Raw genomic sequence first — 13,966 nt, 5'->3', positions numbered from 1 at the left:
CGCAGAGCAGTCGGCGTTTGCAAGCTGCTCGTTTCGATCATAAAGCGTTACATGCCTGAATTCTATCGCCCTTCTGGACACTCAAGGGCAACTCATCAGTATGGTTTCTATAGGCGCCAATTATCATTCTCGCTGGGTGCAGTGACGGCCACCTCTTTGATGAATTTATAAGAGTGCTGGCTATAGCCCTGGTTGAGATAGAACTGATGGGTGCGATCGCGTTGTAGCGAACTGGTAACCTCCACTGCGCGATCGCCCCGCTGGTAGGCAAGGTTTTCTACAAACCGCAGCAAATATTGGCCAATACCCCGACTGCGCTGGGCTTCATCCACACACAGAGCCATGACCCGAGTCAAAAACTCCATCGTAGGAAAGTACACCTGCCGATGCAGCGCAACAAAGGCCACAACGCATAAACCTTGCTCGTAAACATACACCTCATCGGTGGTATCTCCGGTGGTTTGGTTGCCCGTGCTACCCGTTTCCAGCAAGGCAAGAACCTGCTCTGCATCAGGGCTATAGCCCAACTGTTGCAACAGATTGAGTACCGCTTTCACATCCCCTGGGTTTGCGCGACGAATCATGCCAACTACACCACCTGGCGATCGCGATACTGAACAAGCTGATCGGGGGCGATCGCACCATGCTCCGTAATCATGGCCGAAATCAATCGGGCCGGTGTCACATCAAAGGCAGGATTATAAAACTCCACCTCAGTCGGACAAATGAGCGTATCCCCTACGTGAGAAATTTCTCGACCATCGCGCTCCTCAATGGGAATTTGAGAACCATCGGTCAACTGAAAGTCCACCGTAGAAAGCGGTGCCGCCACAAAGAACGGGATTCCATGGGCCTGCGCCACGATCGCTAATCCATAGGTACCCACTTTGTTGGCCGTGTCGCCATTGGCCGCAATGCGATCGGCCCCCACCACCACAGCATCTACCATGCCCTGCTTCATACAATGGGCGGCCATACTGTCGGTAATGAGCGTAATGGGGATTTGCTCCTGCACACATTCCCAAGCCGTTAGCCGGGCACCCTGAAGCCGAGGTCGCGTTTCATCGGCATACAGCCGCTCCAACCGTTCCTCGCGCCAGGCCGATCGCACAACCCCCAGCGCTGTTCCATACCCGGCCGTGGCCAATGCACCCGCATTGCAATGGGTGAGCAACCGCAGCCGATGGGGCGTTTTGGGCAGCGCCGCAAGACCGTGGTCGCCAATCGCCTGACAGGTTTGCAAATCTTCGAGCTGAATGGCTTCTGCAGTTTCCAGCAGAGTCTGCTTCAAGTAATCCACTTGGCCCACAGTTTGCCGAGCCACCCGCAGCATCCGCTCGATCGCCCAAAATAAATTGACAGCTGTGGGCCGTGTCGCTCGTAGTTTGTCGGCAACCGCTTCTAGCTGGTGCAGAAAGAGATCGCGATCGCTCGTTTCAATTTCACGGGCTCCCAAATACATCCCATAGGCCGCAGCCACCCCAATCGCCGGGGCTCCCCGCACAATCATTTCCTTAATGGCGATCGCCATATCGTCGCTGCGGCTAATTTGCACCAAATCAAACTCATTCGGCAACCGAGTTTGATCGATTAACAGAACGTGATTATCTTGCCAAATAACGGGATAGACGTGATTGAAAGAGGTACTCATAGCGTAACTACGTGCCAATGGACGTTGATAACCGTCCAAAATAAGGAACTTTTTCTTCGATAGAAGCTTTTAGCTTACTCGGTGCGGTGGGGGCGGTGCCGTAAGCCATGAACCGAACCGTCACCCTAAACCCAACCCTAAGCACTCTAAACATGGAAGACTATAGCACCGCCAAGTGTCTATCATTGTTATCCCTGCTATCCCTGTCGTTTTTGCGTGGCTAGTGTTGTGGGGAGCTGCGGTTATGGCGATGAAGTAGGCACGTAGCCATCAACCCGAGGATCGTACACGCCAAACAAAGACCCATCTGCGTTGTACAGCTCAATGGGCATGGCAGAGGACTTGCCAACTGCTGCGATCGCCCGCAAGAGGGGGTTCATCTGGTTAAGCTGAGGCGAAGAAGGAGTGGAATTGAGGGTTTGCCCACCTGCGGCCTGTTCAACCGCCTGGTTGTAAGCCATGGTCATGCGCACCTGCATGCCTTGACTGCTGCGGCTGTAGGTGCAAATTGTAAGCATCCCGGAGCAAATGCTTTCCATATCTGCCATAGCCGATTGCAGCGACACCGACGACCGCAAACGATCCTGAGCAGTATCCAAAGCCAGTCGATAGGACGACAGCAGGGGCTGCGCCTGGTTGTAATGAACGGTGCCCATGGGAATTTGTTGAGCCAATAGCAGCGCTTCTTGCCAATGCCCAACCGCCTGAGACCATTGGTTGCGCAACTCCGACCGCTGGGCCTCGGCGGCGATCGCCATTGCCTTATCCAAATTGGTTGCGGCCACCTGTTCCTGATTTAATCGGCTCCGTACCTCATTCAACTGAGGCTCGTATAGAGCTAACAACTGCTGAGCTTCGGCATAGGCCATAGTGGTGGTGGGCACATCCTTGAGAAGGCTCACAGCGGTTTGCCAAGTGCTGGTCGCTTCTCGCAAGCTCTCAACCGATTGGGCAATGCCATCCTGGGCTTCGGCTACTTTGGACGTTTGGCGAGCTTGCCCCACGCGCTCTTGGGCCTGTAGCTCAATGCGAATCCGACGACCAATGATATCCAGATTGCCTTCGTATTCCACTAGCTTGGCGCGAGCCAGGTCATATACCGGGCTGTCAGCTTGCACCTGCTTCAACTGGGCGATCGCGTCGCGCCAAGCTTGCTGAATGTCGCGCCAAGTGGCCAGGGGATGCGGTGGCTCCTGGCTTTTTTCAGCCGCAGACCAGGCAAGCTGCTGAGCAATCACCACCTTTTCAATCACCTGCGCGTTGGCTCCATAGGTTTGAATCAACGCTTGTGCATCCTCATATCGGCTGGACCACGAGGGAATCGTGCTCAGCAAATACATCGAGTCTGTAATTTGGTCGTAGGCTGCCACAACCTCCTGAGCAGAGGCCGCATCATTGACTCGGCGAGATGCTTCAAAGTTCAGGCGCTGAGCAGTTTGCAAGGGCTCACAGTCCCCAATCACACAAGGACGGCTTAGCGCATATCCGCCTAACCCCGCTACTAGGGCGATCGCCGCCAACCCCGCTGCTGTCATTGCAGACATGCCAAAACCCCGCGATCGGGCTGGGTGACTTGGCATTGGGGGCATATCAAAGTCTGATGGGGGATGCAGCTTGACCGTTTGCAGCGGTGGATCAAGCGAGTCTGTATCGGGCTCAGGAAGCTCAGAAGAAGCACCATCAGGGGCGATCGCCGTCTCCATCCACTGCTGCATCTCTGCATCGTCAACGGGCTCACTGGCAACCCAAGGAGAGTCAGCATCTGCAGGTGCAGGCGGGACAAATTGGTCGTCGGCAGCGTTAGGAAGCACCACCTGAGTAGGTTTTAACGTCAACCGATGGGCCACATAGGGATGGTGCTGCCCGGTTAAGCGCAAAAATAGCCGAACCGATACCCATTGGGCACTGGGGCCTTCAGGCTGTAGATCGGTCAAATAGCCCAAGGCATTGGCTCGATACAGCAGCGCCTCTAGCGTGGAAAAGACTTGGTCGCAATGAATACTGACATTGGCCGGATGCTGAACCAGCACCAAGAGCTGCTCATTCTTGATAGCACAACGAATGAGCAGCCGGGTTTCTGGAGCAAAGGCTGTGTGCAGTCCTTGTTGCAAATCAGAGCTTAGCAATTCGAGCTGATTTTGAAGGAGCGTTGCTTCCATATGGCTCAACCTCGTTTAACCCCACTGCACATGGGTTGGTAACCCCATGTATCCACGACAGGTATTCAGACCTTTGGTGCAATACATGCTGCCATCCTAACGGCGATCGCAGCGTGTAAACGCTAGTTAATGCTAAAGCACCTCAAAGCATCCAGAACAATTTCCTTTGGTAGCATACGTTCAGAAGACAATATGACCGAAATGCCTCCCGAAATCAATGGACATTCTAATCGTTGAGGACGAAGCTGAGATCGCCCAGCTGATTCAGCTTTATTTAGAAAAAGAGGGGTTTGCATGCCGTATCTGTCGGGATGGCTTATCAGCACTTCAGGTGTTTCAAGAGCAGCAGCCCGATCTGATCATCCTAGACTTGATGATTCCCGAATTGGATGGGCTAGAAGTGTGCGCTCGCATTCGCCAAAAGCCCGGTGCCAAAGATCCCTACATCCTCATGCTGACCGCCAAAGGGGAAGAAATTGATCGCATTATTGGCCTGTCTACCGGAGCCGATGACTACATGGTCAAGCCCTTTAGCCCACGCGAGTTGGTTGCTCGGGTGCGGGCACTGCTGCGGCGCAACCTTCGCCAGGGCGGGCAATCGCGCACGTATCACACCCAACATTTCACCATTGATGTGGATCAGCGTGTTGCCCATCGCCATGTGCAGCCTGGCAAAAACGAGTCACTCGATCTCACCACCCTCGAATTTGATTTGCTCACAACATTTATGAGCTATCCCGGCCGGGTTTGGAACCGGGCTCAGCTGATCGAAAAGCTATGGGGAAGTGACTTTTTTGGCGATGAGCGCGTGGTAGATACTCACGTGGCTCGCCTGCGTAAAAAAATTGAACCCGATCCAGCCAATCCCAACTTTGTCAAAACGGTCATTGGCGTGGGCTATAAGTTTGAGGATGCAATGCCCTAGCCTTCCGTTCCCAACCGCGTCAGGAAGGCCAATCGCTGGCGAATGGCACCCACGGGCTATAGCGTTTCCAAATATTTCAGCAGGTCGGCCATTTCTTCAGGATTCGGCTGAAACTGCGGCATGGGAGGCGTTTGGCCACTGGTGACTTGATGAATCAGGCCAACGCGAGATTTGCGCGTAGAAACATGGTGCAAACTTGGCCCCACCACTCCGCCGCCAGTCAGCCCATGACAGGTGGCGCAGTTCATTTGAAAAATTTCTTGTCCATGCATGGCATCGCCATTCACCGAGAGCACACTTTGCACGTAGGGATCGGAGTGCTGCACGATATACAAGGCGGCGATCGCCCCCACAATAGCCATCAAAACGCCTGATGCTACTGCAATGAGTCTCCTCCAAGGGACAACATCAGGAGCCACAACCATATCTTGCGAAGTGGTCTGGCTACCCAGGGTGTTGGTTTCTAGCAAATCTTCTGTCAAAGCAAGATTCCGCAGTAAAAGCGTTTCAATTTATAACTTAGCTTAAAGTTTTTTGAGGGGTGCCTGCAACTTTCACAGATTTATTTAAGATGCCCAGCATTGGGTGAGTTGGTTGCATGGCCTGGGAAACTGTCGCTTTTGGGAGGTAGACCCGCCCTCGAAAACAGCTAGCTTTTGTAACAGAGCATTTCAGCCTATTATGAGAACAAGTTATAAAGCTTAAGCCCTTGCAAGAATCTGTTCATTGGTAAAATTGGGTCAGTTAACGAAGGAGATAGAACCGTGGTTGAGCCTTTGCTTTCGGGAATTGTTTTGGGATTGATTCCTATCACGCTGGCAGGTCTGTTTGTGGCTGCATATTTCCAGTATCGTCGGGGCAACCAGTTGGGCCTGTAGGCTGCGATCGCTACCCTTCGAAACCAGTCTTCAGACGATCAAATCTGCCCACAGCAAAACCCCCACCAAATCATTCGGTGGGGGTTTTAGCGTATAGGACATGCATTATGAGGCGACACAGGAATCTCCTTTGCGCGGTGGGGAGTGTGCGATCGCTCATTTATGACTGATATGGCTGAGTGGGATGCACCACAGGCGGGTTGGTCTGCGCAACAGGCTGGAGTTGGTTCGCAGGAATCGGCTGCAAACTGTAGCTCGTGATGGGCACGTTGCGACAAAAAATGCCGAGTCGAGGCCGAATTTCGAAGGCGGGCTCGGCTCCTTTATTGGCTTCTATCTCAGTCAACAGCCTAAAGCCAGCTTCGCCAGGAATGAGCTGAATCGGTGTTTTTTGGGAGCGTGAAACCAACCAATGAGTGGGTTGAAACATAACAACCTTGGAATTTGAAACGATGAATCCAGTATTGAGCCTGGGCCTGGGTTTTGTGAGAGCCACTTAGGTGGGGAAACTTCGGCAAATGCTGCCGTGCTTGCCGCACATGTCGCTGAACGTGGAGAGATCTCACACACGCAAGGTTCGGTTATTGCGACATGAAGGGAGTGGAACAGGAGCGATCGATCTCTGGCATCCCTACGTAGACAGAATCAGGGGTTCGGCTCTCCCTACCGTCCTAGATCCGGCCTTTCGAATTACGGTTATCCTCCCTGCCTTGGTGCGTCATCGGTCGGTACATTGGTATCAAGACGAAATAAAACTTCATACGTTATTTGAGTCATTTGCAGGCTTTCCGTAGGGCTCAACCCCTTGTGAACTGTTGATGACCAGAGATCGACGCTTGATTAACCAGTGGTTAGTCACGAGAACTTCGTAAAGGATCCTCGTCATGTTTGAGTATTTCACCGAAAAAGCGATCGCCGTTGTCATGGCCGCCCAAGAGGAAGCGCGTCGGTTGGGCCACAACTTTGTCGGTACCGAGCAAATCCTGTTGGGCTTGCTACAGGTGAAAGACACCCTCGCCTCAGCGGTTTTAACAGAACTAGCGGTTGACCTAGACAGCACCCGAGCCGAAATTGAGAAGATTGTTGGGCGCGGGTCTAGTTTTGTCCCTCCCGAAATTCCCTTCACGCCCAAGGTCAAGCAGCTCTTTGCCCAAGCGTTTCAGGAATCGCGCCAGCTTGACCAACCCTACATTGCGCCAGAGCACCTGCTACTAGCTCTGGCCCAGCAAGAAGACAGCGTTGCTTCGCGCGTGCTACAACACCTGAATGTTGACCTAGGCCACGTGCGTAAACTCGTCATTCGTGCGATTGGCGAAACGGCACCGGTTTCTATGGGTGGACGAGCCGACGCTCCCCGTAAAGGCCGTGCCACTAAGTTCAAAGCGTTGGAAGAATTTGGCACAAACCTGACCACGTTGGCTCAGCAAGGCAAAATGGATCCCGTGGTAGGCCGCGCCAAAGAGATTGAGCGCGTAATTCAAATTTTGGGACGGCGCAGCAAAAACAATCCCGTTTTGGTGGGTGAGCCTGGCGTGGGTAAAACTGCGATCGCCGAAGGGTTAGCCCAGCGTATTGTGAATCAGGATGTGCCCGAAGTGCTGCTCGACAAGCAGGTCATTAGCCTGAGTGTGGGAACGCTCCTGGCGGGAACCCGCTACCGTGGTGAGTTTGAGGAACGCATCAAACAAATCATGGAGGAAGTCCGCAAAGCGGGCAATGTAATTCTCGTCATTGACGAAATTCATACGCTAGTGGGGGCTGGTTCCCTAGAAGGCGGCATGGATGCTGCCAACCTCATGAAGCCTGCCCTTGCCCGGGGTGAGCTACAGTGCATTGGGGCCACGACGCTGGATGAGTATCGCCAGCATATTGAGCGAGATGCTGCATTAGAGCGCCGTTTCCAACCTGTGCAGGTCGATCAGCCTTCGGTTGAGGACACGATCGATATTTTGCGGGGTCTGCGTCAGCGCTACGAGCAGCACCACCGGCTCATCATTACCGATGAGGCATTGGTTGCCGCTGCAGAATGGAGCGATCGCTACATTACTGATCGCTTTTTGCCCGACAAAGCCATTGACTTGATTGATGAAGCCGGATCGCGCGTGCGGTTTCGGACAGCTATAAGCTCGCCCGATCGCGACCTTAAGCAAGAGTTGCGCAAAGTGACTGCCGAAAAGAACGCAGCAGTCGAAACCCAAGAGTTTGATAAGGCTAGCCAACTGCGCGATCGCGAGCAGGAACTGGAGGCCAAACTGCGCACGACCGTCAACCTATCGAATGAAGCCGATTCCACTCCCACATCTGCAACAGCATCTCAAGTAACGGCCGAGGATATTGCTCAAGTGCTCGAAGCTTGGACGAGCATTCCCGTGAGCACCCTCACCGAGTCAGAATCTATTTCGCTGATGCATTTGGAAGAGCGCTTGCATGAGCGTGTCATTGGCCAAAACGATGCGGTACAATCAGTGTCCCGCGCGATTCGTCGGAGTCGGGTAGGCCTCAAAAACCCCAATCGGCCAATTGCCAGCTTGTTCTTCTCTGGCCCTACCGGTGTTGGAAAAACGGAGTTGGTAAAAGCCTTGGCTGCTGCGGTCTTTGGGTCTGAAGACGCCATGATTCGAGTTGACATGTCCGAGCTGATGGAGTCCCACACGGTCTCCAAGCTAATTGGTTCGCCTCCGGGCTATGTCGGCTACGATGAGGGTGGTCAGCTTACCGAAGCCGTTCGCCGCAAACCCTACACCGTCGTCTTGTTCGATGAGGTAGAAAAGGCCCACCCCGATGTGTTTAATCTGCTGCTGCAACTGCTGGAAGATGGCCGTCTGACCGATTCCAAAGGCCGGGTGGTTAGCTTTAAGAACACGCTCATTGTCTTCACTTCCAACATTGGCTCGAAGGTCATTGAAAAGAATGGTGGCGGACTTGGGTTCGACTTTGCAGACGATGTGCAGCAGGCAGTTTACAATCGCATTCGCGATCGCGTCAACGATGAGCTTAAGCAGTTCTTCCGGCCTGAGTTGTTGAACCGCTTAGATGAAATCATTGTCTTCCGTCAGCTCACCCGCGAAGAGGTGGGACAAATTGCCGAACTGATGTTGCAAGATGTGAGCGATCGCCTAACCAGTCGAGGCATCGGCCTGGAGGTTACTCCAGCGCTCAAAGCAAAGCTTGTCACCGAGGGCTATAGCCAAACCTATGGTGCGCGTCCGCTGCGGCGTGCAGTGATGCGGTTAGTGGAAGACCACTTGGCCGAAGCCATGCTAGATGGCACGGTACAATCCGGCAGCACCGCCCTGTTGGATGTGGATGCGGATGGTGGCGTTGTTGTCACAGCGCAACCTGTAAAAACGCCTCAGCTAATTGGCTCATAAGCCGTCTATAGCCCTTCGTTGACGAATGGTTTCCTCACACGAAAGCCAGGGCGGAGCAATTGCCCCGCCCTTTTCTTAACGCCAGCTTCGGTTAAGGACTTTTCTGGGTGTCGCGCGGCGCGTGCCCCCCAGAAAAGCCCATTGTTGCGTGCGCGACGCGCACGCAACAATGGGCTTTTTCGCTTCTCTAGATCGGCTTTTATAGGCAGCAAATCTCCCACCCAACGTGCAGACCCATTTGGCCTGTAGACCTAGCCTGTAGACCTGACCTGTAGCAACATTTAGCTGGCAGCAACCAGCAACCTTTCAGGCTGCGGTTGTGAATTCGCTGCATGTTCAGGAATGGGATGGCCTTTACGGACTGGCGATCGTTTGTTTGTACACCAGCCCATCTAACGCGCCATGCTCGGCCAAAATGTCATGCAGGTGTACCTCTGGTTCTAGCAAACAGGTATGCCCGCTATAAGGCAGCACATGCATTTCTGCCGTGGGAATGTGCTGAATCAAATGTTGCGCTTCGGGAACAGAAGGTAACAGGCGATCGCCACCACTAGCTACGACCAGAGTTGGAATCTCAATCTTGTTCAACTCTTGGGGCGACATTTGAAACGAGCGAATCAGATCTACCCGCCAGTATGCGCTTTCGGGACTAATGGATTGGGTAGCCCGCAGCAACTCCTGCGCAACCTCGGGCGGCATACGATGCAGCGCTCCCAAAAATGGAAATAGAATATAACACCCCACCGCAAACGTAGGATGGGGCAGCCAACGCGCAACGCCCGATAACGAATGGAGCCACCCTACCCGTCCCAGCGCCGAAGCCGGATTGACCAGCGTCAAGTAATCCAGTAACGGACTGCCATTTGGCTTCGTCATCTCAGCCGACTTTTGAGCCACCTTCAGCGACAAGCACCCACCAAACGACTCGCCACACAGGTAGACCTGCTGGCGGGGATTGCGCTCTAGTTCATGCAAAATCAACGTAATCACTTCGCAGGCCAGCTCGTCCCAATTCGTCAAATCATCGGGAGGAATGACCAGGCAGCGAATATCAAACACCATCCCCAACGACTCTAGCTGCAGTCGCAGCAGTTCACCCGTGCCATCCATTCCTGGCAAAAAGACAAACAGTGGAGCTTCGGGATTTTGTGGCAATGGGGTGCGAAATCGCAGCGTGGAGGTAGAGGTGGACTGGACTGGACACGAGGTCATAGGTCGGCAACAAGATTAAACGTAATTGAGATAGAAAATTGGGGTACAGACACAGCCAATGATGGCGTTGACTAGTAAACACCTTGGCTTAACAAGGTGGCAATTTCGGTATGGCAGTACTCGGTCAGCGCATTTGCAAGCGATCGCGCCTGCTTTCCGTGATAGTCGTGCTGTTGGGCTGGGGTTATCCATACCGGGCGACCCACCAGCACCGTCACCCGGTGGTACAGCACCATCGGATGCCATCCCGCTTGGTGAAATAGGGGCTCTGTTGGATCAAACCAGCTGAGTAACCGCACTGGAAACAGGTTGGTGACACTTTCTTGATGGGAGGCGATCGCTACGGGCAGCACCGCCAAATCGGGCACATTGGCCTTGAGTGCCAAGTGGGCAAACCCCCGATGAAACTCATGCAGCGCTTGGGGGGTCGATTCATGAATCATGGAAGGGGCGCCCTCCGGGAAAATGCCCACCGACTGACGAGCCTGTAAGGCTTGATTGGCCTGTTGAAAGAACTGATGCCGCCGCTGGGTTGGCTCATCCAATGGAATCGCTCCCCATTGCGTTACAACGTCTTTGAGAATGGGGACTTGCGTCATATAGCGATGGCACGCAAACCGAATTGGACGTTGCAGAGCAGCCATCAGCACGGGAACATCCATCACACTGCGGTGATTGCTCACCACCAAGAGGGGAGCATTTTTTTCAGGAATCCGGTCTTGATGGTGGATAAAACTGCGAGTTTGCAATACTGAAAGAATCTGTTGGGAAAGAAGCAAAGGAGCCGAATCAGACATCAGAGCGATCGCCCTTGAATAAGGTGAATTCACAAAACGGCGCAAGAATTGATATGAATTGATGATTAGTCTCAGTTTTAAATGTAATTTAATTTTGTGTAACCAACCGACTCTTTGGCCTGATCAAACTCGTGACGTAGATCTGCTGAACAGCCTGCTAATTCAACTCTGGGCCGTTGTTTTTTGAAATACTTACAGCGAAAGATAGTTAAGCTTTTTGGAACATCATTCGTTGCTCAATGTAGAGGTGCAGGTTTATACATAAGCGTTGTAGGCTTTCTTAGTTCAATTGAATTGATGATTCAATGAAATAGATTAGTAGGATGAATGTACGCTTGAAGCTTTTTAATAGATGCAAGCTAGCTTCAAGCATCTCTAATTTTATTTCTATGGACTCTATTGCGCCGCAAAAGCAAACCTTTTCAATTACAACTCCGCTGTACTACGTCAATGACGTGCCGCATATTGGAAGTGCCTACACCACCATTGCGGCAGATGTGGCATCTCGCTACCATCGCTTGGCTGGGGTTCCTGTCATGTTTGTCACAGGAACAGATGAACATGGCCAAAAAATTCAGCGCACGGCTGAAGAAAAAGGGCGATCGCCCCAAGAGCACTGCGATCTCATCGTATCCAGCTTTCAGGCCTTGTGGGAAAAGCTCGACATTCAATACAACAGCTTCATCCGCACCACCAACCCACGCCACGAGGCCATCGTTAAAGAATTCTTCCAGCGCTGCTGGGATCAAGGGGATATCTACCTTGGGCAGCAAAAAGGTTGGTACTGCGTTGCCTGCGAAGAATATAAAGAAGAGCGCGATTTGCTAGACGGCCATCGCTGTGCCATTCACACCAATCGCGAAGCCGAGTGGCGCGACGAGGCCAACTATTTCTTTCGGCTCTCACGCTATCAAGCGCAGCTCGAAGCCCATTACGCAAGCAACCCTGAATTCATTCAGCCCGAAATCCGGCGCAACGAAGTGCTGAATTTTGTGCAGCAAGGTTTGCAAGACTTCTCCATCTCCCGGGTCAATGTCAGCTGGGGCTTCCCTCTGCCCAACGATCCTGACCATACTCTATACGTTTGGTTTGATGCGCTGCTGGGCTATGTTACCGCCCTGCTCGCTCCAGATGATGAGCCGACCTTAGATAGAGCGATCGCCCAGTGGTGGCCCATCAACATTCACCTCATTGGTAAAGATATTCTGCGTTTTCATGCGGTTTATTGGCCAGCCATGCTCATGTCCGCCGGGTTGCCACTGCCCAAACGTGTCTTTGGGCACGGTTTTCTGACCAAAGATGGGCAGAAAATGGGCAAAAGTTTGGGCAACACTGTAGACCCATTTGACTTGGTTGCCCGCTACGGATCGGACGCAGTTCGCTACTATTTCATTAAGGAAATCGAATTAGGCCGAGATGGAGATTTTGCCGAAACTCGGTTTGTCAACATCCTCAACGCTGATCTGGCCAACGATTTGGGCAACCTGCTCAACCGCACCCTCCGAATGGTTCATAAATACTGTAATGGAGCCATTCCTAACCTTTCGGCCGCCGATATCCCACCCGATGATGCATTAAAAGTAGCAGGCACCGGCCTTAGCCATCCTGTGACCGATGCCTACAATGCTTTTGCCTTTAGCCATGCTTGCAATGCCATTCTCGATGTTGTACGCATGGGCAACAAATACATCGACGAGAAAGCTCCATGGAAGTTGTACAAGGAGGGCAACCATGAAGCCGTCGAGCACATTCTCTATAGCGTTCTTGAAACAGTCCGACAAGCCGCGTACTTGTTATCGCCGGTTATCCCAAACATTAGTAACCGCATTTATCGTCAGCTGGGGTTTTCGGTCGATTTTCAGAGCAGTCAGATTCCGTTAAATTTTGCGAGCCACAACCAGTGGGGCGCACTACCAGCGGGGCAAATAGTCGAAAATCCCGAACCTGTATTTCAACGATTAGAGTTGCCTGAGTAAGCCTGTTGTGCCGCCGCCTTTGTCGGGCGGTGGCGGCTCTGAACTTCTGGGCAACTGTGTTGCATCTCCCTGTTCAAAATTCACTCATAAGATTTGAGGATATAAAATGCTTAACCACATGGAAAACGATGCCGTCTTTACACCGGAGCAGGTGCTAGAGAACCGGGGACGCGTCGCCATTTTTATCGACGGGTCGAACCTGTTTTACGCGGCGCTACAGTTAGGCATTGAGATTGACTACACGAAGTTACTGTGTCGATTGACGGGAGGTTCGCGCCTACTGCGATCGTTCTTCTACACCGGGGTCGATCGCACGAACGAGAAGCAACAGGGTTTTTTGCTGTGGATGCGTCGCAACGGGTATCGCGTCATTACCAAAGACTTGGTGCAGCTACCCGATGGATCTAAAAAGGCCAATCTCGATGTGGAGATTGCAGTGGATATGATGGCGCTGGTAGGCTCCTACGATACGGCAGTGCTGGTGAGCGGCGATGGTGACTTGGCCTATGCGGTGGATGCAGTGAGCTACCGGGGCGTACGAGTCGAGGTGGTGAGTTTGCGCGCCATGACCAGCGATAGCCTCATCAATGTAGCCGATCGCTACATTGATTTGGAATCTATCAAAGAGGACATTATGAAAACGCCTCGACAAAATTACTCCTACCGTCCCCTATCGGGCATTAGCTTAACGGAGGATCCGACTCAAGAATAGTCGACCAACACATTTGCCGAGATGTTTGCCGAACTTTTTGCCGAACTTTTTGCCGAACTTTCGCCAAACGTTGATTTGCCAATGAGCTTTGTTCAACCAAGGGGTTTGACGAAAGTTGATTGTCTCAATCTTCATTTGTGAAGCGTTGGGCCAGATGAGCTTGGCTATCTTGGATTTGCCCGATAGGTGGGAGCTATTTAAGGCGGCGTTCGTCTAAGCTAGAGTAGCTCTGGGAATGTTGATGTTGGCGGCGATCGCGTTTCCACGGTTGATCCCAGCTCTCGG

Annotated in this window: 12 protein-coding genes; 5 read left to right on the top strand and 7 right to left on the bottom strand. The window is 52.6% G+C overall.

Going from position 1 to position 13,966, the window contains the following annotated elements:
* Window positions 1–107 precede the first annotated feature (107 nt).
* The 3 genes from ACQ4M4_RS07820 to ACQ4M4_RS07810 all read right to left on the bottom strand — a co-directional run bounded on the left by ACQ4M4_RS07820 (window position 108) and on the right by ACQ4M4_RS07810 (window position 3,810).
* Complete coding sequence (locus tag ACQ4M4_RS07820) at window positions 108–584, bottom strand: GNAT family N-acetyltransferase (RefSeq protein WP_430683919.1); 477 nt, start codon at window positions 582–584, stop codon at window positions 108–110.
* Window positions 585–589: 5 nt separating this feature from the next.
* Entirely contained in the window at window positions 590–1,651 is a 1,062-nt protein-coding gene (mtnA, locus tag ACQ4M4_RS07815; RefSeq protein ID WP_430683918.1) for an S-methyl-5-thioribose-1-phosphate isomerase, read from the bottom strand.
* Between the two features lie 242 nt (window positions 1,652–1,893).
* Window positions 1,894–3,810 carry a hypothetical protein gene (locus ACQ4M4_RS07810; protein WP_430683917.1) on the bottom strand — a complete coding sequence of 639 codons (1,917 nt, stop codon included), beginning with the start codon at window positions 3,808–3,810 and terminating at the stop codon, window positions 1,894–1,896.
* 217 nt (window positions 3,811–4,027) lie between these two features.
* Between ACQ4M4_RS07810 and ACQ4M4_RS07805 the strand changes: the two genes are divergently transcribed.
* Window positions 4,028–4,735, top strand: coding sequence for a response regulator (locus ACQ4M4_RS07805; RefSeq protein ID WP_430683916.1), 708 nt, complete (start codon window positions 4,028–4,030; stop codon window positions 4,733–4,735).
* A 56-nt stretch (window positions 4,736–4,791) separates the two neighbouring features.
* Here ACQ4M4_RS07805 and ACQ4M4_RS07800 read toward each other — a convergent pair whose 3' ends face one another.
* A complete protein-coding gene (locus ACQ4M4_RS07800; protein ID WP_430683915.1) occupies window positions 4,792–5,217 on the bottom strand; it encodes a c-type cytochrome in 426 nt (141 codons plus the stop codon).
* 282 nt (window positions 5,218–5,499) lie between these two features.
* Here ACQ4M4_RS07800 and petG point away from each other — a divergent pair, with 282 nt between their 5' ends.
* Window positions 5,500–5,613: a cytochrome b6-f complex subunit V gene (gene petG, locus ACQ4M4_RS07795; RefSeq protein WP_430683914.1), complete on the top strand. Its 114-nt coding sequence runs from the start codon at window positions 5,500–5,502 to the stop codon at window positions 5,611–5,613.
* Window positions 5,614–5,773: 160 nt separating this feature from the next.
* Here the strand turns inward: petG and ACQ4M4_RS07790 are convergent, their stop codons facing one another.
* Window positions 5,774–6,043 carry a hypothetical protein gene (locus tag ACQ4M4_RS07790; protein ID WP_430683913.1) on the bottom strand — a complete coding sequence of 90 codons (270 nt, stop codon included), beginning with the start codon at window positions 6,041–6,043 and terminating at the stop codon, window positions 5,774–5,776.
* A gap of 454 nt (window positions 6,044–6,497) precedes the next feature.
* Between ACQ4M4_RS07790 and ACQ4M4_RS07785 the strand changes: the two genes are divergently transcribed.
* On the top strand, window positions 6,498–8,984 hold the full coding sequence (locus ACQ4M4_RS07785) for an ATP-dependent Clp protease ATP-binding subunit (RefSeq protein ID WP_430683912.1): 2,487 nt from the start codon (window positions 6,498–6,500) through the stop codon (window positions 8,982–8,984).
* Between the two features lie 354 nt (window positions 8,985–9,338).
* Here the strand turns inward: ACQ4M4_RS07785 and ACQ4M4_RS07780 are convergent, their stop codons facing one another.
* Entirely contained in the window at window positions 9,339–10,196 is an 858-nt protein-coding gene (locus ACQ4M4_RS07780; protein ID WP_430683911.1) for an alpha/beta fold hydrolase, read from the bottom strand.
* Between the two features lie 71 nt (window positions 10,197–10,267).
* Window positions 10,268–11,026, bottom strand: coding sequence for a lysophospholipid acyltransferase family protein (locus ACQ4M4_RS07775; protein ID WP_430683910.1), 759 nt, complete (start codon window positions 11,024–11,026; stop codon window positions 10,268–10,270).
* 356 nt (window positions 11,027–11,382) lie between these two features.
* Here ACQ4M4_RS07775 and metG point away from each other — a divergent pair, with 356 nt between their 5' ends.
* Both metG and ACQ4M4_RS07765 read left to right on the top strand, forming a co-directional pair.
* Window positions 11,383–12,969: a methionine--tRNA ligase gene (gene metG, locus ACQ4M4_RS07770; protein ID WP_430683909.1), complete on the top strand. Its 1,587-nt coding sequence runs from the start codon at window positions 11,383–11,385 to the stop codon at window positions 12,967–12,969.
* Between the two features lie 106 nt (window positions 12,970–13,075).
* Entirely contained in the window at window positions 13,076–13,681 is a 606-nt protein-coding gene (locus tag ACQ4M4_RS07765; RefSeq protein WP_430683908.1) for an NYN domain-containing protein, read from the top strand.
* Window positions 13,682–13,966: the final 285 nt, after the last annotated feature.

Origin of the sequence: Leptolyngbya sp. AN02str, assembly GCF_050565595.1 — a bacterium.
GTDB lineage: Bacteria > Cyanobacteriota > Cyanobacteriia > Elainellales > Elainellaceae > Kaiparowitsia.
Note: the sequence above shows the minus strand (reverse complement) of the source record. Positions and strands in the feature narration are given on the sequence as shown.